General features: G+C 46.7%; 18 protein-coding genes. 6 read left to right on the top strand and 12 right to left on the bottom strand.

Annotation, left to right across the window (positions count from 1 at the left end):
* Window positions 1–112 precede the first annotated feature (112 nt).
* Complete coding sequence (aroA, locus tag L4C42_RS07870; protein WP_353496609.1) at window positions 113–1,393, bottom strand: 3-phosphoshikimate 1-carboxyvinyltransferase; 1,281 nt, start codon at window positions 1,391–1,393, stop codon at window positions 113–115.
* 192 nt (window positions 1,394–1,585) lie between these two features.
* Here aroA and aat point away from each other — a divergent pair, with 192 nt between their 5' ends.
* The 3 genes from aat to infA all read left to right on the top strand — a co-directional run bounded on the left by aat (window position 1,586) and on the right by infA (window position 3,309).
* Window positions 1,586–2,314: a leucyl/phenylalanyl-tRNA--protein transferase gene (gene aat, locus L4C42_RS07875; RefSeq protein ID WP_353496610.1), complete on the top strand. Its 729-nt coding sequence runs from the start codon at window positions 1,586–1,588 to the stop codon at window positions 2,312–2,314.
* A complete protein-coding gene (locus tag L4C42_RS07880) occupies window positions 2,311–3,009 on the top strand; it encodes an arginyltransferase (protein WP_418642067.1) in 699 nt (232 codons plus the stop codon). The genes aat and L4C42_RS07880 overlap by 4 nt, the downstream gene beginning before the upstream one ends.
* 81 nt (window positions 3,010–3,090) lie before the next feature.
* On the top strand, window positions 3,091–3,309 hold the full coding sequence (infA, locus tag L4C42_RS07885) for a translation initiation factor IF-1 (RefSeq protein WP_001040192.1): 219 nt from the start codon (window positions 3,091–3,093) through the stop codon (window positions 3,307–3,309).
* A 164-nt stretch (window positions 3,310–3,473) separates the two neighbouring features.
* Here the strand turns inward: infA and clpA are convergent, their stop codons facing one another.
* Together clpA and clpS are read right to left on the bottom strand one after the other, a co-directional pair.
* Entirely contained in the window at window positions 3,474–5,756 is a 2,283-nt protein-coding gene (gene clpA / locus L4C42_RS07890; RefSeq protein WP_353496612.1) for an ATP-dependent Clp protease ATP-binding subunit ClpA, read from the bottom strand.
* A 41-nt stretch (window positions 5,757–5,797) separates the two neighbouring features.
* Window positions 5,798–6,118 (bottom strand): ATP-dependent Clp protease adapter ClpS, encoded by a 321-nt coding sequence (gene clpS, locus L4C42_RS07895; protein WP_042501817.1) that lies wholly within the window; start codon window positions 6,116–6,118, stop codon window positions 5,798–5,800.
* Between the two features lie 585 nt (window positions 6,119–6,703).
* On the opposite strand from clpS, the gene cspD reads away from it, so the two are divergent.
* Window positions 6,704–6,925, top strand: a complete 222-nt coding sequence (gene cspD, locus L4C42_RS07900; RefSeq protein ID WP_162631321.1) for a cold shock domain-containing protein CspD — start codon at window positions 6,704–6,706, stop codon at window positions 6,923–6,925.
* Between the two features lie 94 nt (window positions 6,926–7,019).
* Here the strand turns inward: cspD and L4C42_RS07905 are convergent, their stop codons facing one another.
* Entirely contained in the window at window positions 7,020–9,242 is a 2,223-nt protein-coding gene (locus L4C42_RS07905; RefSeq protein WP_353496613.1) for an NADP-dependent isocitrate dehydrogenase, read from the bottom strand.
* A gap of 311 nt (window positions 9,243–9,553) precedes the next feature.
* Between L4C42_RS07905 and L4C42_RS07910 the strand changes: the two genes are divergently transcribed.
* Window positions 9,554–10,267, top strand: coding sequence for a pseudouridine synthase (locus L4C42_RS07910; RefSeq protein ID WP_353496614.1), 714 nt, complete (start codon window positions 9,554–9,556; stop codon window positions 10,265–10,267).
* Window positions 10,268–10,334: 67 nt separating this feature from the next.
* On the opposite strand, the gene kdsB is transcribed toward L4C42_RS07910, so the two are convergent.
* The 5 genes from kdsB to L4C42_RS07935 are packed head-to-tail and all read right to left on the bottom strand — an operon-like array spanning window position 10,335 to window position 16,325.
* A complete protein-coding gene (kdsB, locus tag L4C42_RS07915; protein WP_353496615.1) occupies window positions 10,335–11,087 on the bottom strand; it encodes a 3-deoxy-manno-octulosonate cytidylyltransferase in 753 nt (250 codons plus the stop codon).
* Window positions 11,088–11,267: a Trm112 family protein gene (locus tag L4C42_RS07920; protein ID WP_006075338.1), complete on the bottom strand. Its 180-nt coding sequence runs from the start codon at window positions 11,265–11,267 to the stop codon at window positions 11,088–11,090.
* Window positions 11,257–12,261: a tetraacyldisaccharide 4'-kinase gene (gene lpxK, locus L4C42_RS07925; RefSeq protein ID WP_418642066.1), complete on the bottom strand. Its 1,005-nt coding sequence runs from the start codon at window positions 12,259–12,261 to the stop codon at window positions 11,257–11,259. The genes L4C42_RS07920 and lpxK overlap by 11 nt, the downstream gene beginning before the upstream one ends.
* The gene (gene msbA / locus L4C42_RS07930; protein ID WP_353496617.1) at window positions 12,261–14,012 is read right to left on the bottom strand and encodes a lipid A ABC transporter ATP-binding protein/permease MsbA; all 1,752 of its coding nucleotides are present in this window, start codon (window positions 14,010–14,012) and stop codon (window positions 12,261–12,263) included. The genes lpxK and msbA overlap by 1 nt, the downstream gene beginning before the upstream one ends.
* Window positions 14,013–14,042: 30 nt before the next feature.
* The gene (locus L4C42_RS07935; protein ID WP_429760007.1) at window positions 14,043–16,325 is read right to left on the bottom strand and encodes a DNA internalization-related competence protein ComEC/Rec2; all 2,283 of its coding nucleotides are present in this window, start codon (window positions 16,323–16,325) and stop codon (window positions 14,043–14,045) included.
* Between the two features lie 8 nt (window positions 16,326–16,333).
* On the opposite strand from L4C42_RS07935, the gene L4C42_RS07940 reads away from it, so the two are divergent.
* Window positions 16,334–16,843, top strand: coding sequence for a DUF2062 domain-containing protein (locus L4C42_RS07940; RefSeq protein WP_353496619.1), 510 nt, complete (start codon window positions 16,334–16,336; stop codon window positions 16,841–16,843).
* 224 nt (window positions 16,844–17,067) lie between these two features.
* Here the strand turns inward: L4C42_RS07940 and lolE are convergent, their stop codons facing one another.
* Genes lolE through lolC form a run of 3 tightly spaced genes read right to left on the bottom strand, consistent with a single transcriptional unit; the run spans window position 17,068 to window position 20,228 of the window.
* On the bottom strand, window positions 17,068–18,306 hold the full coding sequence (lolE, locus tag L4C42_RS07945; RefSeq protein WP_418642065.1) for a lipoprotein-releasing ABC transporter permease subunit LolE: 1,239 nt from the start codon (window positions 18,304–18,306) through the stop codon (window positions 17,068–17,070).
* A 13-nt stretch (window positions 18,307–18,319) separates the two neighbouring features.
* Window positions 18,320–19,027 carry a lipoprotein-releasing ABC transporter ATP-binding protein LolD gene (gene lolD / locus L4C42_RS07950; protein WP_353496621.1) on the bottom strand — a complete coding sequence of 236 codons (708 nt, stop codon included), beginning with the start codon at window positions 19,025–19,027 and terminating at the stop codon, window positions 18,320–18,322.
* Entirely contained in the window at window positions 19,020–20,228 is a 1,209-nt protein-coding gene (gene lolC, locus L4C42_RS07955) for a lipoprotein-releasing ABC transporter permease subunit LolC (RefSeq protein WP_418642064.1), read from the bottom strand. Before lolC ends, lolD begins: the two co-directional genes overlap by 8 nt.
* Between the last annotated feature and the right edge of the window lie 115 nt (window positions 20,229–20,343).

Consider the following 20,343-nt stretch of genomic DNA (forward strand, 5'->3'; position numbering starts at 1 on the left):
CGAATTCTTTGAAAGCCACGTCTTTGAAAACAACGTCTTCAAAATCTAGGTCTTCAAAATCTAGGTTTTCAAAAATCAAAGCGCCCTATCTTTCGATAAGGCGCTTTAAAAATTACTGGCTAAGTCCGGCTAGTTTGTCAAAGTAATCCGGGAAGGTTTTTGACGTACATTTAGGGTCATTGATCGTCACGGGTGTATCGCTCAATGCGACCAGCGAGAAACACATCGCCATACGGTGATCATCATAAGTATCAATGGCTGCGTGTTTAAGATCCGATGTTGGTTCGACAATAATATAATCTTCCCCTTCTTCGACTTTGGCACCTACTTTACGTAGTTCTGTCGCCATCGCAGCGAGTCGATCGGTTTCTTTTACGCGCCAGTTGTAAACATTACGAATCGCCGTGGTGCCTTTTGCAAATAGCGCTGTTGTCGCTATAGTCATCGCAGCATCAGGGATATGGTTATAGTCCATATCAATGCCGACTAACTCACCTTTACGACACAAAATGTAATCATCACCCCACTCAATGTCTGCGCCCATTTTCTCCAGCGCGTCAGCGAAGTGAATATCACCTTGGATGCTGTTTTTACCAATGCCTGTGACTTTAATTTCACCGCCTTTGATTGCCGCAGCAGCAAGAAAGTAAGAGGCCGATGATGCATCACCTTCCACCAAGAACTGACCCGGTGAGCGGTATTGTTGACCACTTTTCACAACAAATTGCTGATAGTTTTGGTTTTCAACTTCAACGCCAAACTGCTTCATGATGTGCAGAGTAATATCAATGTATGGCTTAGACACTAAGTCACCAACAATCTCAATCGTCACATCCGCTTTCGCAAGAGGCGCCGACATCAAAAAAGCTGTCAGGAACTGGCTTGAGATTGAACCATCGATTTTAACGTGACCACCTTTCAAGCCGGTGCCGTTAATTTTTAATGGTGGGTAGTGCTCGTTTTCAAGATAGGTAATATCCGCGCCGGCTTCGACAAGTGCATCGACAAGATGACCAATTGGTCGCTCTTTCATGCGAGGCTCGCCAGTGAGTACAAACTCACCTTGACCTAGACAAAGCGCAGCAGCGAGCGGACGCATAGCGGTTCCCGCATTACCTAAAAACAACTCAGTCGCTGCATCTACGGTAAACGCCTTACCTAAACCTTTGACCACACATTGAGTTTTGTCGTCAGATAACTGATACTCAACGCCAAGTTGAGTAAGCGCGTTAAGCATATGACGAATGTCATCACTATCAAGTAAGTTAGTCAGTGTTGTCGTGCCCTCAGCGAGTGCTGCAAGAAGCAAGGCACGGTTGGAAACGCTTTTCGAACCAGGAAGATTAACGGTTCCCGATACTTTCTGAATAGGTTGTAATGTTAAGCTTTCCATTGGGGTGTTTAATCCTTTGTCGATACTTCGATCCTAACGTGAAGTATCCTCTATAATTCTTCGTACTGGCAGACTATCGAAAATAGTGACCAAGCGCTACCCCTAATCATGCCATTGCGGGTCAAAAATCAACCAAACAAATACTAGCTAACTAGTACACCGCAAAAACCGAGAACACAGAGCCACTTTCGTATGACCATTTATCTTCCAGAGTTGGATGTAGAAGACTTAAGCTTCCCCTCTCCATATGAAGCATTAGAGGAACCCAACGGACTGCTTGCCTTTGGCGGTGATTTGCGTCCAGAGCGTCTAATCAGTGCTTATAAGCATGGTGTATTTCCGTGGTTTGGACCCAATGAGCCACTTCTTTGGTGGAGCCCGTCTCCGCGCGCTGTATTTGAACCTCAAATCTACAAGCCATCAAAAAGCCTTAAAAAGTTTCAACGCAAGCACCAGTATCGCGTCACTATCAATCACAGAACTCAAGCAGTTATTGGTTATTGCTCAAGCACCCGTCCACTTGAGGAAACATGGCTCAACGCTGACATGCGCGCTGCCTATATCCAACTGGCCAAGATGGGCTATTGCCACTCTGTAGAGGTATGGCGAGACGACGAACTCATTGGCGGACTATATGGACTTTCAATTGGCCAAGTTTTCTGTGGTGAATCCATGTTCTCCCTTGCCCCCAATGCGTCAAAGATCGCCCTATGGTACTTCTGCCATCATTTTACCCAGTCAGGAGGGAAGCTGATTGACTGCCAAGTTATGAACCCGCATTTAGAGTCCCTCGGCGCGATAGAAATGAGTCGCGATGACTTCCTATCACGTTTGCAGCAACATCAACAATCTGCCTTGGAACTTTCCTGTTTTTCACCGCAAACGCTATCATTGGCTATAGACGGAGGTGAGAATCGATGACAATGGCCGTGCAACAAATCCGAATTGGGCTTAGCCGCAAACAGCCTTGCAGTTACATTAAATCCAAGGAAGAGCGGGTCGCTATCGTGCTTGAGAAAGAGATGCACAATAGAGACAATTTCGAAATGCTGCTCGCTAATGGGTTTCGTCGCAGCGGTAATACCTTGTACAAACCACAGTGCGACACATGTCAGGCATGCCAAGCTCTGCGTGTCTCAGTGCCCGACTTTAAACCAACGCAAAGCCAAAAGCGCTTGCGTTCTAAAGGCAAGCATCTGCGCTGGGAAATACGAACAGAGCTCGATGAGAATTGGTTCTCGCTTTACACTAAGTACATTGAAGCACGACACTCAAGCGGATCGATGTACCCACCGCGAGAAACGGAGTTTTTTGATTTTGCGCAGTGCCAATGGCTAACCATGCACTACCTACACATCTTTGATGACGATACCTTGATTGCCATCGCTATCACCGATGTTCTAGACAACAGCGCGAGCGCTTTCTATACCTTTTTTGACCCAGATTACGCACTCTCGCTAGGTACCTTCGCCGTACTGTGTCAGCTTGATTACTGTCAGCAATATCAAAAGCAGTGGCTTTATCTCGGTTATCAAATCGATGATTGTGCAGCGATGAACTACAAAACCCGCTTTGGACGTCATCAAAGGCTAGTAAATCAGCGTTGGCAAGGGTAGAATACACCGCAACTTTACTTATTAAGATTTTAACGGCACAATGCGCGCCGTTAAAAGCGCCACATTTCGAAAGAGGATTAAATGGCTAAAGAAGACGTAATTGAGATGCAAGGCACTGTCCTTGATACTCTACCAAACACAATGTTCCGTGTTGAACTAGAAAACGGTCACGTAGTAACTGCACACATCTCTGGTAAGATGCGCAAAAACTACATCCGTATCCTTACTGGTGACAAAGTAACTGTAGAGATGACTCCATACGACCTGTCTAAAGGCCGCATCGTCTTCCGCGCTCGTTAATCTACGATTGCCGAATGCAATAAAAAACGGAGCCTGTCGCTCCGTTTTTTATTGCGCTTTGTCTTAAAAACTCTAAGTCTCGTCAAGACCTAACGAAAGCTGGGCACAAAAAAAGCGTACGATTTCTCGCACGCTTTTTGCAAATAGAGCTAGTCCAATTTCAATCAGTGATGAACTTCAGCTGCTTCTTTCGCTCCTACGTATTCGAACTCAAGATCATCATCTTTAAGCGATACGCGTACCGTCCCACCGTCAACCAGGCTGCCAAACAGAAGTTCGTTGGCCAGTGGCTTCTTAAGCTTATCTTGGATAACGCGACCCATTGGACGTGCACCCATGGTTTTGTCATAACCCTTAACCGCAAGCCAATCACGCGCTTCATCAGAAACCTCCAGCGATACGCCACGCGTATCAAGCTGAGCTTGAAGCTCTACAATGAACTTATCAACAACTTGGTGGATAACAACATCATCTAGGCTATTGAACCAGATAATTCCGTCAAGACGGTTGCGGAACTCTGGCGTGAACACACGCTTGATAGCGCCCATCGCATCCGGCTTGTGATCTTGTTGGATCAGGCCAATCGATTTCTTCTCAGTTTCCGTCACACCAGCGTTACTGGTCATGACTAGGATAACATTGCGGAAATCGGCTTTACGTCCGTTGTTGTCCGTTAACGTGCCGTTATCCATAACCTGAAGGAGCAAGTTGAAGATATCTGGGTGTGCTTTCTCAATTTCATCAAGAAGTACCACTGAATGAGGGTGCTTAATGACCGCATCAGTAAGAAGGCCGCCTTGGTCATAACCTACGTAACCAGGAGGCGCACCAATTAGGCGGCTGACAGAGTGACGCTCACCGTATTCAGACATATCAAAACGAAGTAACTCAATACCAAGCAGTTTCGATAGCTGAACTGTAACTTCAGTCTTACCAACACCGGTAGGACCTGCAAACAAGAAAGAGCCCACAGGCCTATCATCATTGCCAAGGCCTGCACGAGTCATCTTGATAGCCTCAGACAAGACATCGATGGCTTGGTCTTGACCAAACACCAGCATCTTCATCTTCTCATCAAGGTTCTGAAGAATGTCTTTATCAGACGATGAGACAGATTTTTCTGGAATACGAGCCATCTTAGCCACCATAGCTTCGATATCGGCAACACCTACCGTTTTCTTACGGCGGCTTGCTGGTACCAATCGGCTGCGTGCGCCCGCTTCATCAATCACGTCAATAGCTTTATCTGGCAAGTGACGCTCATTGATGTATTTAGCCGATAGTTCAACCGCCGCACGAAGTGCTTTATTGGTATAGCGGACTTCGTGATGTTCTTCGTATTTCGGTTTCAGACCCATAAGGATCTTCGTCGTGTCATCAAGAGATGGCTCAACCACGTCGATTTTTTGGAATCGACGAGACAGCGCACGCTCTTTATCAAAGATGTTGCTGTACTCTTGGTAGGTTGTTGAACCAATACAGCGAAGCTTACCGCTGCTCAATAGTGGCTTGATAAGGTTAGCGGCGTCTACTTGGCCACCGGAAGCGGCACCCGCACCGATGATGGTATGGATTTCATCGATAAACAGGATGGCGTCATCTTCTTTTTCAAGTTGCTTAAGAATCGTTTTAAAGCGTTTCTCGAAGTCACCACGATACTTAGTACCCGCTAGCAGTGAGCCGATATCAAGCGAGTAAATTATGCTATTGCTAATAACTTCTGGCACCTGGCCTTCAACAATTCTCCACGCCAAGCCTTCAGCGATGGCCGTTTTACCGACGCCAGCTTCGCCAACTAGCAGTGGATTGTTTTTGCGGCGACGGCAAAGTACTTGAATGGTTCTCTCAAGCTCTTTATCACGACCGATTAGCGGGTCGATGTTACCGGCTTTCGCAACTTGGTTAAGGTTAGTCGCAAAGCTTTCTAAACGGTCTTCACCATTCGCTTCTTCAATGCTCTCGCTGCTTCCACCTAGTGAACCACTTGACGGTTCATCACCTGAAGGCCCTGCATTTTTAGTAATGCCATGGGAAATAAAGTTAACGATATCTAGGCGGCTAATGTCGTTCTTTTTGAGGAGGTAAGCGGCATGAGATTCTTGTTCACTGAAAATAGCAACAAGCACGTTAGCACCAGTGACTTCACTGCGGCCAGAAGACTGAACATGGAAAACAGCGCGCTGAAGCACTCGTTGGAAACTCAACGTAGGTTGAGTTTCACGTGTGTCGTCAGAGTCGGGAATAAGCGGCGTCGTTTGGTCGATGAAAATATCAAGCTCATTGCGCAGCGTTTCAAGATTAGCGTTACAAGCAGTAAGGGCCTCTTTAGCCGAGTCATTTTCCAACAAAGCTAAAAGGAGATGCTCTACGGTCATGAATTCATGTCTTTTGTCACGGGCACGAGCGAATGCGCCGTTCAGACTCGATTCTAGTTCTTTGTTCAGCATAAGTACCTCCTAAGGAATGGCAAACGCCATTCAAGCGAAAATTAGGCTTTTTCCATGGTACACAATAGTGGGTGTTCATGTTCCCTTGAATACATGGTCACTTGAGCAACTTTCGTTTCAGCAACTTCGGCGGTGAATGTGCCACAAACAGCTTTGCCTTCGTAGTGCACAGCCAACATCACCTGCGTTGCTCTATCTTCGTTGAGTGAAAAAAAGCGTTCCAAGATTTCTACAACAAAGTCCATCGGAGTGTAATCATCGTTATTGAGGATAACGTTGTACAACGCCGGTGGCTCAACCTTAGTTTTTTCTTTCTCCAATAAGTCTGAGTCTGGAGTCACCCATTCAAAATTTTTACTCATGGCCAAATGTTTGAGAGTTTTCTTTAAAAGTCAAAACACTGTGTCAGTCAAAGGAGGCTTAGCTAGAGCTAACGTGCTCTCGGTGTCTGTCACTCGAAAAACATCTCTTATAAAGAGACTAATGCACCAATTGTATCGCTGCAAACAAAACAATGCTATTAGAGTGTGTCACATATGAGCCAAGTTGAAAAAACTTATTCCTCCTTTTGCCTAGCATACATTAAGAGCATGTAAACAAAAGCTTTCCATTGCACATTTGTTAAAACCAAAGCGCATATGTATAGATTATGTGGTTATTTATGCCTTTTTCCTATTGACTACGCTCAATGTTTGACTAGAGTGGTTAACTAGTGACTAAAATTTAACAAGTTATGAATCACTATGCCCCAGGGAATGGGAATTTTCTCACAACCACATGCTTCTGTTTGAGCTCTCAGCTCTCTCATGAGGATGACAAAGTTGGAAAGTCCTCAGTTTAAGGTACGTAGGTTCACAACAAATAGTCTCAATGAAGTAAGTAGATTTACCAACGGTCAGTATCTTCTACCGCAACTTCAGTTACAAAATGCATGAGGGATGTATAGCATGGCGATAGGTACAGTAAAATGGTTTAACAATGCCAAAGGATTTGGCTTTATTTGTCCAGAAGGTGAAGACGGCGACATTTTCGCTCACTACTCGACAATCAAAATGGACGGCTACCGCACTCTAAAGGCTGGCCAGCAAGTGAACTACGAAGTAGAAGAAGGTCCAAAGGGCTATCATGCCAGCGTAGTAACACCGGTAGAAGGTGATCTAGCGAAGTAGTTGTCATTTACTAATCAATACGAATTACCCGAAAATACTGACCGTAAGATATAAAAAAACCACCGCTAGGTGGTTTTTTTATATCTAAATGCTATTAGCCAATGATGCTATTTAGCGTTGCGCTTGGGCGCATCAACGTAGAAGCTTTCGCGTCACTTGGCTGATAGTAGCCGCCAAGGTCACCTGCCTCACCTTGAGCATTGTTTAGCTCAGATACGATGATGCTCTCATTGGATGCCAGCTGCTCTGCAATTGGAGCGAACTCTTCTGCCAATGCTGCATCTTCAGTTTGCACTGCTAGAGCCTGAGCCCAGTATAGCGCTAGGTAGTAGTGAGAGCCGCGGTTATCAAGCTCACCCACTTTGCGCGATGGCGACTTGTTGTTATCTAGGAACTTGCCTGTCGCAGCATCCAGTGCTTTCGCCAGTACATTCGCTTTCTCTTTACCAGAAACAACCGCTAGATGCTCCAGAGAAGCAGCAAGAGCCAAGAATTCACCTAAAGAATCCCAACGTAGGTGGTTTTCTTTTTGAACCTGTTGAACGTGCTTAGGAGCGGAACCACCAGCACCAGTTTCAAATAGACCGCCGCCGTTCATAAGCGGTACGATAGACAGCATCTTCGCAGAAGTACCAAGCTCAAGAATCGGAAATAGATCCGTCAGGTAATCACGAAGTACGTTACCTGTGACAGAAATAGTATCTAGACCTTCTTTGATGCGCTCTAGCGAGAATAGCGTAGCTTCTAATGGCGACTTGATGTGAATTTCAAGGCCAGCGGTGTCGTACTCAGGTAGGTACTGGTTAACCTTCTTGATAAGCTCAGCATCGTGTGCACGGTTTTCATCCAACCAAAATACAGCTGGTGTGCTAGAGGCACGTGCACGAGTCACTGCCAATTTCACCCAATCTTGAATTGGCGCATCTTTCACCTGACACATACGGAAGATATCACCTTCCTCAACCTGCTGCTCAATAAGCACATTGCCTTCAGCGTCAACAACTGAGACAGTACCGTCAGCATCCAAGATAAATGTCTTATCGTGTGAACCATACTCTTCAGCTTTTTGCGCCATCAGACCGACGTTAGGCACGCTGCCCATTGTCGTCGGATCAAATGCACCGTGCTGCTTACAAAAATCAATCACAGCTTGATAGATGCTCGCGTAGCTGCGATCAGGGATCATTGCTTTAGTGTCTTTTTGCTTACCGTCTGGTCCCCACATTTGACCAGAAGAGCGCAGCATTGCTGGCATAGACGCATCAACAATGATGTCGCTTGGTACGTGCAGGTTAGTGATACCACGGTCAGAATCAACCATCGCAAGTGGTGGTTGCGTCTCGTACACGGCCGCTAGATCAGCTTCAATTTCGCCTTTTTGCGCCGCTGGTAGCGAAGCAATTTTCGCGTATACGTCACCAATACCGTTGTTAACGTCTACACCTAGTTCATCAAACAGCGCAGCGTATTTGTCAAAGACGGTTTTGTAGTAAACTTTTACTGCATGACCAAAGATAACCGGGTCAGAGACCTTCATCATGGTCGCTTTCATGTGCAGCGACAACAATACATCTTGCTTCTTCGCTTCTTCAATCTGCTCTTCGAAGAAAGTAACCAGTGCGTTTTTGTTCATCACTGAAGCATCAATGATTTCACCTGCTTGGAGCGCAACTTTGTCTTTAAGAACTTTAGTTTCGCCTGACGCCGATGTGAATCGGATCTGCACGTCTGTTGCGCTTTCTGTTGTCACCGATTTCTCGCTGCCAAAGAAGTCATTACCAGACATGCTAGAAACGTGTGACTTAGAATCTTTAGACCACGCCCCCATTGAGTGTGGGTTTTTCTTCGCGTAATTCTTAACAGACAAAGGAGCACGACGGTCAGAGTTACCTTCACGCAACACTGGGTTTACTGCACTGCCTTTAATTTTGTCGTATGTCGCTTTTACCGCTTCTTGCTCTGCATTCGCAGGTTCTTCTGGATAATTTGGAAGAGCATAACCATTCGCTTGCAGCTCTTTGATAGCCGCTTGTAGCTGAGGAATTGAAGCAGAAATGTTTGGAAGTTTAATGATGTTTGCTTCTGGCGTTTTCGCCAATTCACCGAGTTCGGTCAATGCATCACCGATGCGCTGCTCTTCTTTTAGGTAGTCAGGGAAGTTAGCAATGATACGCCCTGCTAGTGAAATATCTCGTGTATCAACATCAATACCTGAAGACGCGGTGAAAGACTGAATGATCGGTAGCAATGAATATGTTGCCAGCGCTGGCGCTTCATCAGTAATGGTATAGATGATTGTCGGCTTTTCTGTAGGCATGAAATTTCCCTATCGTTCTAATCGGGCTGAGCACCCTTATCAATTAACGCCATCTTTTAGATAGCGTAAACGTTGCGACTGGACACCAAACTGCGGGCAAATCTAAGACAGTTTCAGATGAAAACCCAAGGATTTGGTGTAAATTTACTCAGTCGAACGAAATCCTAAGCACTTATAATTAAACAAAATTGGTCAATTAGTCTATTATCTTGTGCGTTATTCCTGTTTTTGAGCGCGCTCATGATAGCTCAAAACACTCGTAGACAAAACTAAACCACACAGTTTGTTTACATTTTTGCAAGGTAGTTAACATGACAATTAAAACAGCGCGTAAAGGTTCCCCTCGCCCCAATCGCTCATCATCAGGTCAATTCAAACAAAAAAGCCAACAAAAACACCAGAAAACTGGACAAACCAGAAGACGTAAACCTGGAGTTACTTCAAAACCAGAGAAAAAGCGCCCGGCGCCAGGCGATCGCAAAGTCATTTTGTTTAATAAGCCCTACGATACGCTGAGCCAGTTCACCGACGGAGAGGGAAGAAAAACGCTGGCAGACTATATCCCAATCAAAGATGTCTACGCAGCCGGTCGACTCGATCGCGATAGCGAAGGTCTAATGGTGCTTACCAATGACGGCGTGTTACAGGCTAGACTCACTCAGCCCCAATCGAAGTCAGAAAAGACATACTGGGTTCAAGTTGATGGCGAACCAACAGAGTCTGATTTAGATAAACTGCGCAATGGCGTCGAACTCAAAGATGGCCCGACATTGCCCGCCAAAATTGAGCGCATGAAAGAGCCGAGCGTATGGGACAGAGAGCCTCCTGTGCGCTTTCGTGCCAATATTCCAACGACCTGGTTGAGTATTACCATTATCGAAGGACGAAACCGTCAGGTGCGCCGTATGACAGCCAACATTGGCTTTCCGACGTTGCGCTTGATTCGCGCTAGTATGGGTAAGTATGCGCTAGACGCCCTTCAGCCCGGAGAGTGGCGTGAAATTCCGGCGACAGACTTGTTTTAAAAAACAGAGCTTTTAACAAACAGAGCCCAAAACAAAACCACCGACCTAAGTGGTCGGTGGTTAGAAGTTAGTTGGCTAGTAACGCTCGAACTTGCTCGAGATCTTCAGGGGTATCAACACCCGCAGGTGGTGCGTCGATAGCAAGCGCCACGTGTATACGCTCGCCATACCAAAGCACTCTTAGCTGCTCTAATGACTCAATTTTCTCAAGTGCGCTAGGTGCCCAATTAATATACGTATTAATAAAGCCCGCTCGGTAAGCATAGATACCAATGTGGCGCATCAAGGGTTGCTTGGCCGCTAATTTAGGTTCATTTGCGTATGCATCACGATCCCATGGGATAGTAGCTCGGCTAAAATAGAGCGCAAATCCATTTTGATCCGTGACCACTTTAACTGCGTTTGGATTGAACACTTCGGCTTCATGCTCAATCGCCACGCCAAGTGTCGCCATTGGAGCTTGGCTTGATTGAAGATTTTCCGCTACCTGAGCAATGATGCTCGCTGGAATCAACGGCTCATCCCCTTGTACATTAACAATGGTGTGATCATCATCGATACCCATCAGCTTAACCACTTCGGCCAAGCGCTCTGTACCTGATTCATGATCGGGTGACGTCATGCACACTTCACCACCAAAAGCTTGCACTGCCGCTTCAACACGCACATCGTCCGTAGCAACGACAACACGCTCTGCGCCCGATTGTTTCGCGCGCTCATAGACGTGTTGCACCATAGGTTTACCAACGATGTCAGCCAAAGGCTTGCCCGGCAGACGCGATGAGTTGTAACGAGCAGGAATGATAACCGTGAATGCCATTTAGCGACCCTCTTCCATGCTCATTTGGCGCGCTTCAGGTTCGAGTAACACCGGAATACCCTCTTTGATAGGGTAAGCAAGGCGGTCTAGCTTACAAATAAGCTCTTGTTTATCTTTATCGAAGGTTAGCTTTCCTTTGCATACTGGGCATGCGACGATCTCAAGTAATCTATGATCCATAACTCTCTATTACCTTGTTGATTTCTTGTAGTATTTGCTCACCATCTTGGCGATTAAACTGTGCCGAGACTGGCAAATACCACCAATTATCCTTTGAAAATGAGCGGCATTTTACCGCATCTTTCTCGGTCATAATGACGTTTTCCACGCCATGACTAAATTCTGCTAGCTTAGTCTCATCAAACGCTTGGTGGTCAGCAAACCCTTGCGTTTTTACAAGGTTTGCTCCGAGTTGACTTAAGGTGTCGAAAAAGCGCGGAGGGTGCCCTATCCCGGCAAATGCAGCCAAGGTACCCAGTTGTTCTACCGAAGCAGTTTGACCGTTGTTCAAATTGATCGCCACATTCGGAGCAAGCGTGAATCGCTTTTCGCGTTCATTAGCCTCAACGTCCCCACCATTAACGACTAGCAGGTTGACTTCATCAAGCCTAGATAGTGGCTCTCTCAGAGGGCCGAGTGGAATAGGCTGCTGATTACCAAACCGCCTCACACCATCAATCACCACGATTTCATAAGCTCGCTCGAGGGCATAATGCTGCAAGCCGTCATCGGTAATGATGACATCAGCCCCAAGTAATTCTAAATGCTTAACCGCATTGGCTCGAACCGGATCCACACAGACCGGAACCTGCGTTCTTTCGAAAATAAGCTTAGGCTCGTCACCACATTCGCTTGCGGCAGTGTCTGAGGTAACCAGTAGCGGGTAAGCACTCGCTTTTCCGCCGTAACCACGAGAAACCACGCCCGGTTTTTTACCCTGATTTAGAAGCTGTTCAACGAGCCACACCACCATCGGAGTTTTACCGTTGCCGCCCGCTGTAATGTTACCTACAACGATCACAGGTACGCGGGAACGATAGCTTGGTTTGTCACCCGATGAATACGCTTTACGACGTTTGGCTGAGATAAAGCGATACAGTCTGCTCAGTGGCCACAGCAGAGGCCACAACAGCAATCCCAGCGGATGTCTACCAAACCAGATCTGCTCTATCACTAGTGCTCACCAAACTGAATTTTGTGTAGCTGAGCATAAGCACCTTGGTGATCTAGCAGAGTCTTGTGATCTCCACGCTCGATGATCTCGCCATCATCGACGACTAATATTTCGTCCGCTTCTTCAATTGTCGACAGACGATGTGCAATCACTAATACTGTTTTGTCTTTTTGTAACTCATCGAGTGCGGCTTGGATAGCACGTTCCGATTCAGTGTCTAGTGCCGAGGTTGCTTCATCTAAAATCAAGATAGGTGCATCTCGGAGCAGAGCTCTGGCAATCGCAATGCGTTGACGCTGGCCACCGGAAAGACTTGCGCCATTCTCACCAATGACGGTATCCAAACCTTGATCTAGGTTGCTGATAAACTCCATTGCGTGCGCCAACTTAGCCGCGTGCTCAATCTGCTCTCGAGAGAATTGGCCATCTGTCGCATACGCAATATTGTTGGCAATGGTATCGTTGAACAAGTGTACATTTTGCGATACCAGCGCAAAATGCTTACGCAGGTTGGTCAGTTTAATGTCTTCAATTTTGTAACCATCAAGCTCAATACTGCCGCTATCAATGTCGTAAAAGCGTGTAAACAAGTTAGCGATGGTGCTTTTTCCTGAACCCGAACGTCCCACTAGCGCAATGGTCTTTCCTGCCGGCAAATCAAAACTCACGTTGCGAAGCGCGGGCTTCTCAGTGCCTGCGTACGTGAAAGTGATGTCTTTCACTGCTAGATCGCCTTTTGCCTTCTCAATTTCGACCGTGCCATTATCGCGCTCTACTTCGAGATCCATAAGGCTAAACAAGGTATGACTCGCTGCCATACCGCGCTGGAATTCTGCCGTCACACCAGTTAGTGCTTTGAGTGGACGCATCAATGAGAACATAGCAGAGAAAATGACCGTAAAGGTACCTGCGGTAAGCTGTTCACGAACTTCATCAAAGCTCGCTAGATACAATACGGCGACAAGCGCAAGAGACGCGATCATTTGAATCACAGGGTTCGCAATCGCAGATGCAGCAACCATCTTCATAGTCTGCTGGCGCATTTGATTACTCATTTCATCAAATCGCGCCTTTTCAACCTGTTGACCGCCATAACTCAACACCACTTTATGGCCTTTCAGCATCTGCTCTGCCGAGGTAGTCATATGACCCATCGACGTCTGCATGCTATGAGAAATCTTGCGAAAACGCTTAGAAACGAAGCGAATTGCCCAGGCGACAACCGGCGCGACAACCAGTAGAACCAGTGAAAGCTGCCAACTGCTCCAAAACATCAGGAACAATAGGCCTAAAATACTTGCCCCTTCACGAACAATGCTGACCAGCGAGCGGCTCGTAGCCCCGGCTACTTGTTCTGAGTCATAGGTAATTCGAGACAGTAGCCCACCCGTCGATTCTTTATCAAAAAACGAGACTGGCATATGCATGAAATGATTGAAGATGCCTCTTCGAAGGTGCATAACCACTTTGCCCGATACCCAGCTCAAACAGTAGGTGGAAACAAACCCGGACAAACCTCGAATCAACATCATGGCTATAATGATCAGCGGAAGGATTTTTAGAAAATTAGATTCAACATCACCAAATCCTTCATCAAGGAGGGGTTTCAGCAACGAAAGCATGTAGGTATCTGCGGCTGCGTTGATGACCAATGCGATCACCGCCACTACTAAACCTGTCTTGTATTCACGGATATACGTCCACAATCGCTTAAACGTTTGTAGCGTAGTTTCGTCTTGATTTTGCGACATAATTCTTTATCGTTTCTTTTTACTATCCTTTCATTCTACTCTGCTTCGTAACATCTGCCTATACCAAGGGTCGAGGTATTCGGACCTCGTTGTGGAAACGATGATTTCTTGACCAGAAAAGTCAAATATGACATGCCCATCTACACCCGTTTCAAACCAAGTGCTGCCATTTTGTTGATACTGTGCTCTAACCTCTGGACTCGGCAACGCCCATCTTGAATTAAATCGAGTCGAGGCCACGACGTTTTTTGCGTCAATCGTTCTATGCAGAAAAGAGGAGGAGGATGTACTACTGCCATGGTGAGGCACACTCATGACATCGATTGACAGAGGCTCTAGGCGTCTTGCCAACAATATCTCACTCACTTTTTCTATATCGCCTGTCAATAACAGTCGCTTAGATTGATTACCTTTTTCAAAGGTAACCAGCACGACACAAGAATGGGGGTTATAAGCCCGAGGAACTCGCTTCGGTGGCCAAAGCACCGAAAACTCCAGTGCCTTCCAACGCCAGTGAGTACCTTGAACGCATCGTGTATCCGTTGTGTCTCCCTCTGGACGGCGAATCCATTTTGGATTCCAGCGCTTTTGCAGTGCCAATTCTCCACCCGCATGATCATTGTCACCATGACTAAGAATCAGTCCATCTAAATGTGTTACCCCAGCGGCAATCAAGTTTGGTGTTACAACCGTGTCTACCATTGAAAAGTTGTCATTGGCGCTTCCAGTATCATAGATAACGGCTTCATCTCCTTGAATAATGGCCACCGCTAAACCATGCCCCACATCAAAAAACTGCACTGAAACGTCAGACTCTCGCTCCAGGCCAAGCCTTATCAATATCGTTAGTAGCGTCAGGGTATACAGCGCTTGTCGAGACAGCCATCTATAGAGCAGCACCAAAACAATCAACGGCAGCAAAAGCCCAAGATCTCCAACGCCAATATCCAACCAAAACAAAGGGGCGAATCCAATGGCAAATTCTAGTGGCGTCAACGCAATATCGAGCATCTTCCATAGCCAATCGAAACCTGTCATCACCGAAGCTAGCAATGCAGCAAACAAAGATAGCGGCACAATACACACACTAAACCATGCGACAAATAAGACGTTGTAGAGCGCCCCAATCAATGACAAACCTTGGAATAGATAGCCAATAATCGGAATGAAGCACAGCGACAGCGCTAAGTGGAGTGAGAGCACTTTTACGACAACGTTTTGCCTTGTTGCCAACCATGCGTGGGTCATCACGAGTAGCGTAACGGCAGAGAATGAAAGCCAGAAACTAAGGCTTGCAGCGGAAAATGGAACTAGGGTTAATACCGTTGACGAGGCTAAAAGGATGATCGTTAAGCGATGAACTCTTGCTTGCCATAATAGCAAACCGCTTATGACGACCAACATAATCAACGCCCGTACCGTTGAAATCGCAAAATAGCCCAAGGCGCAATAGAGCAGAGCGATAAGAAAGCCACTAAGCAAACTTAGCGGCAAGCCATAAAGCGTCAACCAAGCTCTTGCTTTCGGGCGAAGCAGAACTTTAGTGAGCGTAAAAACTATACTTGCTATCGCATACCCCAAAGCAAACACGATACCAACATGTAATCCTGAAATCGCAATAAGATGAGAAAGGCCACTATACTGAAGCTGACGCCGCATCTCATCGGCAAGCTCACTGCGATCTCCAAATATTAGAGCGAGGTAGAGTCCCTGAAATCGGCTTTTCTGGGTTGCATGGCGAACGGCATCGTGAAAGGTCGCTCGCCAATGGGGACGACTAACCACAATAGTGTGATTTTTGGCGGGCAGAGTGACTTTAGCGACGATACCTTGTGAAAATAGATGCTTTTCTCGGTCAAATCCTGCGTTATTGAGCGTGCCTGAGATACGACTTGCGGACACTGACGCAGTAACAAAAATGCCAGGAGCTAGCGCAGACTGGGATTTTAACAGCACTTTAGGTCGTAAAAACAACGAGATTTTCTGATCATTAATCGTAAGCACAGTGGCTTGAACTTCATAGCCATGAGTTATTTTCTTAAAATAGCTGTCAACTCGCGCTTTTATGGTAATATCTGTGCCAAATTGAAAAAGTACCCTAGATTGGTACTTGTAAAGGTTCCCTTGTATCAACGCTAAGGACATTGCAATAAACGCCGCAGAAAGGATCCAGCGACGTGTTATTAAGCAAGCGATACTCACTAAGGACGCCGGGATCGACCAAACCGTACTTGGCATCACAGGCCACCAGACGGCGCTAATCAGTACTAATGAATAGCAAAGTGGAACTGCGATGCTTGTTAACAGAGCCATGTTTTCCTATGCCAAGAAAGTTTATTAAACGTTTCATGCCTGATCACGAGATGATCAAAAAACAAAAGGCATTGAAAGTGTTCGGCAATGTCCTCTACAACCCGAACTTATGGTGCCTAAACCGTCGCTCTGCGGCTGGCGCGTTTGCGGTTGGCCTGTTTATGGCGTTTGTACCACTACCAAGTCAAATGATCATGGCTGCCGGCCTTGCGATTCTATTTGGGGTGAACTTACCTCTTTCTGTTGCTCTCGTTTGGATCAGTAACCCCGTGACAATGCCGGTGCTGTTCTACTTCGCATATAAAGTTGGCGCATTCTGCATGAATACACCGCCACAGCCGTTCCACTTCGAATTATCGTGGCAGTACCTCTCAGAACAAATGGCAACCATTGGACCTCCATTCCTACTCGGCTGCACGATTTGTGGTGTCGTTAGTGCACTTGCTGGTTATTTCGGTATTCGAGGTCTTTGGCGCTATTCAGTTGTACGCAGTTGGCAACAGCGCTCAACACGTTAATTGGATAGCTCTCCAAGTACAACGAATCTCACTGACTCTGTGAGCCAGACAAAGTATCGTTGAAACTGACAAGTCAGACAGTAACTACAGACAAATAGTCACTAAAGACAAAATGTAACGAAAAACAGATGGCAATGAAAAAGGACCACATTATGTGGTCCTTTTTGTGTTTCAGTCTGTGATAAAAACAAGTCAGTGATAAACTCACCTTCCGCTTGAGACAACTACTTAGCACTGAGTACCGTAGCCGGATTGAGTTGGCTGGCTTTCGTCGCCGGATACCACGTCGCGATAAGGCTGAGCAAAGTTGCAGTACCCGCTACCAGTAACACGTCATTCCAAACCAGTTGTGATGGCAAAAAGTCAACAAAGTAAATATCCCCAGATAGGAACTTGTGACCAAGCAGATTCTCCAAAGAGGAAATAATTGGCGTTAAATTAAGCGCAACAACACTGCCGACGATGCCACCGACAACACTCCCCACCACTCCGGAAAATACGCCCTGCCAGACAAAGATTCGTTTGATCAAACCGTCCGTCGCACCCATGGTGCGCAGAATCGCAATTTCAGAGGCTCGATCTTTCACCGCCATCATGAGCGTCGATACAATGTTAAAACACGCAACCCCAATAACCAGAACCATCACAAGGTACATAATGGTTCTAACTAACTGAATGTCACGATACAAGAAGCCATACTTTTGTTTCCAACTACGAAGATACACATACTCGTTCAGTGTATTGCCGACTTCACGTACTACCAATGGCGCATCAAACACGTTATCCACTTTTATTGATACACCAGTGACTCTGTCACCCAGTCGCGCATAACTTTGTGCATCTTCTAAAGGCACGATAGCCAAGCTATGGTCAATCTGACCGTTGAGCTCCAGTAATCCGGTTACTTTTACTCGGACACGTCTTGGTGATTGTACTTTGCTAGCATCGCCACTGGTTGGGATCATTAATGTCACATAGTCTCCGACATCCACGCCCACTTGCTGCGCAACACCTTGACCTAAAATGACTTGCTGTTCACCCGCTTTGAATTCAGCCCACGCGGCTTGCGAAACAAAGCTTGGCAGTGTCGAGACTTGACTCTCAAGCTCCGGCGATACGCCCCTGAGCTCTACCGCTTTTAGCTGAGCGCCTTTTTCCACCAGCGCCGTTAAACGCACATAAGGCGCAGCCCCTTCGACCCGCGAGTGACTGAGCGACGCGTCAACGACATTTTGCCAGCCACTAATGGGCGCGTTGACACCTTCAAACTCACCATGGGCAATAACCGACAGCACTCGGTTTTTAAGCTCTCGCTCAAAGCCGTTCATCGCTGATAGACCAATAACAATGACCGCAACCCCCACAGCAATTCCAACGATGGATGACATGGAAATAAACGATACCATTTTGTTGCGCTGCTTGGCCTTACTAAAGCGTTTACCTATAAAAAACGATAATGACACGACTGCTCCTTATCTATGCGCCAACTGTCGCAGCATTTGTTACTGCGTCGACCAGAAGGCCGTCTTGCATGTGCAACTGTTTGTCCATTTTAGCGGCCAGTTCATTATCATGTGTGACCACCAAAAATGCCGTACCATACTCTCGATTCAAGGTGCGCATCAGGTCATAAATCGACAGCGCTGTTGCATAGTCTAAGTTACCCGTCGGCTCATCAGCCAGCACCAAGTCTGGCTTGTTCACCAAAGCCCTGGCAATAGCAACACGTTGACGCTCACCACCAGATAGCTCAGAAGGACGATGTTTTAATCGATGTCCAAGCCCCACACGCTCCAAAAGATCGCTCGCTTCTTGATGTGCCTGACTCACCTTAACACCACCAATCAGTAGCGGCATCGCCACATTTTCGACAGCTGTAAAGTCACTCAGAAGATGATGGAATTGATACACAAAGCCCAAGTGTTGGTTGCGTAATTTGGCTTGCTGGTTACCCCCCATATCAAGCAAAGACTGACCGAGAAACTCTACACTTCCTTCGCTTGCTTCATCGAGCGCACCTAACACATGCAATAGGGTCGATTTACCCGAGCCAGACGAACCAATAATCGACACCAACTCACCTTTTTCAATGTCGAAGCTCACCCCTTTTAGCACTTCCGTATCAACTGCGCCGTCGTGGTAAGTTTTACGAATATTACGACACGCGATTAATGGATTACTCATATCTAAGGGCCTCTGCGGGTTTTACTGACGATGCTCGATAAGAAGGAAATAAGGTTGCGACTAAGCTGAGCAACACTGCGCCAACCACAACAACAATAATTTGATATGGGTTAATCACCACTGGCAATTGACCACCAAAACTAAACAGGGCGACGCCCATCGCATCTAAGAGGCTATTGAGATTCGTGGCAAGTAACACGCCCAGTAGGCCACCAACGACGGCTCCCACGACGCCACTGCTCGCGCCTTGAACCATAAAGATAGCCAGCACCTGTCGGTCACTCATCCCTTGCGTTTTCAGGATAGCCACCTCAGACTGCTTCTCCATCACCACCATAATAAGCGCAGAGATAATATTGAATGCAGCGACACCAATAATGAGTCCAAGCATTAGCCCCATCATGTTCTTTTCCATGCGCACAGCTTGGAACAACTCGCCTCTTTGCTCACGCCAATCACTCCAACGCCAGTCCTCTGGAAGCGGCTGACTACTCAGCTCCGAAACAATAAACGGGTCGTCAAAGAACAGTCGCCAGCCACTGGCCTGACCCGCTTTGTAACGCATGAGCTTGCCGGCGTCGGCAATATGGGTAACCACGAGTTGGCTATCTACATCAGAGCCCGTACTATAGAGTCCAGCAACAGTAAACATACGCTGACTTGGGATCCGGCCTAATGGTGTGTACTGGCTGGCGCTCGTAACCATTAAACGAACTTTATCACCCACACGAACGTCTAGCTCACGCGCTAAGCTATGACCAAGCAACACTTGATACTTGCCTGCGCTTAGCCTTTCCAAACTGCCACTGACGATACGAGAGCGAATCGGGTCATCACTGTCAGGCTCAATACCGATCATCATTGCTGCAGCAAGTCCTTGGTGACTTTGTAATACCGCTTCACTTCGAACAATAGGGACAGCAGATTGACTGCTGCCGTATTGAGAGAGCAATTCAACGGGCTCTTCATCGATAGAAATTCGGCCAGAGTCGTGACTGATGACCGCCTGTGGCAAGACGCCCAAAATCCGGCCTTTAAGCTGGGCTTCAAAGCCATTCATCACCGACAACACCGTTACCAGAGATAACACACCAATCGTGATACCTGCGGTAGACATGTAAGAGACAAATCGACTGAATCGGTCGCCGGAACGGCCTCTGAGATAACGCAACCCAATAAAAATTGGCAAGGGGTGAAACATAGTGTTCGCCATAGAAAGATAACTACTAGCTAATGTAACCAGAAAACTGTCAGGGTTGTAGCCCTGGATGTCATTTTCCTTTTAAATTACCGACTTTTGCCGAATTCATCGGCCG

It is taken from the genome of Vibrio wakamikoensis, from assembly GCF_050337275.1.
Lineage (GTDB): Bacteria > Pseudomonadota > Gammaproteobacteria > Enterobacterales > Vibrionaceae > Vibrio > Vibrio chaetopteri.

Coding starts and splice junctions, on each gene's coding strand:
- kdsB (WP_353496615.1), bottom strand. CDS start 11,087: ATGGCATTCACGGTTATCATTCCTGCTCGTTACAACTCATCGCGTCTG.
- infA (WP_001040192.1), top strand. CDS start 3,091: ATGGCTAAAGAAGACGTAATTGAGATGCAAGGCACTGTCCTTGATACT.
- aat (WP_353496610.1), top strand. CDS start 1,586: ATGACCATTTATCTTCCAGAGTTGGATGTAGAAGACTTAAGCTTCCCC.
- L4C42_RS07910 (WP_353496614.1), top strand. CDS start 9,554: ATGACAATTAAAACAGCGCGTAAAGGTTCCCCTCGCCCCAATCGCTCA.
- clpS (WP_042501817.1), bottom strand. CDS start 6,118: ATGAGTAAAAATTTTGAATGGGTGACTCCAGACTCAGACTTATTGGAG.
- L4C42_RS07935 (WP_429760007.1), bottom strand. CDS start 16,325: ATGGCTCTGTTAACAAGCATCGCAGTTCCACTTTGCTATTCATTAGTA.
- cspD (WP_162631321.1), top strand. CDS start 6,704: ATGGCGATAGGTACAGTAAAATGGTTTAACAATGCCAAAGGATTTGGC.
- lolC (WP_418642064.1), bottom strand. CDS start 20,228: ATGTTTCACCCCTTGCCAATTTTTATTGGGTTGCGTTATCTCAGAGGC.
- L4C42_RS07905 (WP_353496613.1), bottom strand. CDS start 9,242: ATGCCTACAGAAAAGCCGACAATCATCTATACCATTACTGATGAAGCG.
- lolD (WP_353496621.1), bottom strand. CDS start 19,027: ATGAGTAATCCATTAATCGCGTGTCGTAATATTCGTAAAACTTACCAC.
- L4C42_RS07880 (WP_418642067.1), top strand. CDS start 2,311: ATGACAATGGCCGTGCAACAAATCCGAATTGGGCTTAGCCGCAAACAG.
- aroA (WP_353496609.1), bottom strand. CDS start 1,393: ATGGAAAGCTTAACATTACAACCTATTCAGAAAGTATCGGGAACCGTT.
- L4C42_RS07940 (WP_353496619.1), top strand. CDS start 16,334: ATGCCAAGAAAGTTTATTAAACGTTTCATGCCTGATCACGAGATGATC.
- clpA (WP_353496612.1), bottom strand. CDS start 5,756: ATGCTGAACAAAGAACTAGAATCGAGTCTGAACGGCGCATTCGCTCGT.
- L4C42_RS07920 (WP_006075338.1), bottom strand. CDS start 11,267: ATGGATCATAGATTACTTGAGATCGTCGCATGCCCAGTATGCAAAGGA.
- msbA (WP_353496617.1), bottom strand. CDS start 14,012: ATGTCGCAAAATCAAGACGAAACTACGCTACAAACGTTTAAGCGATTG.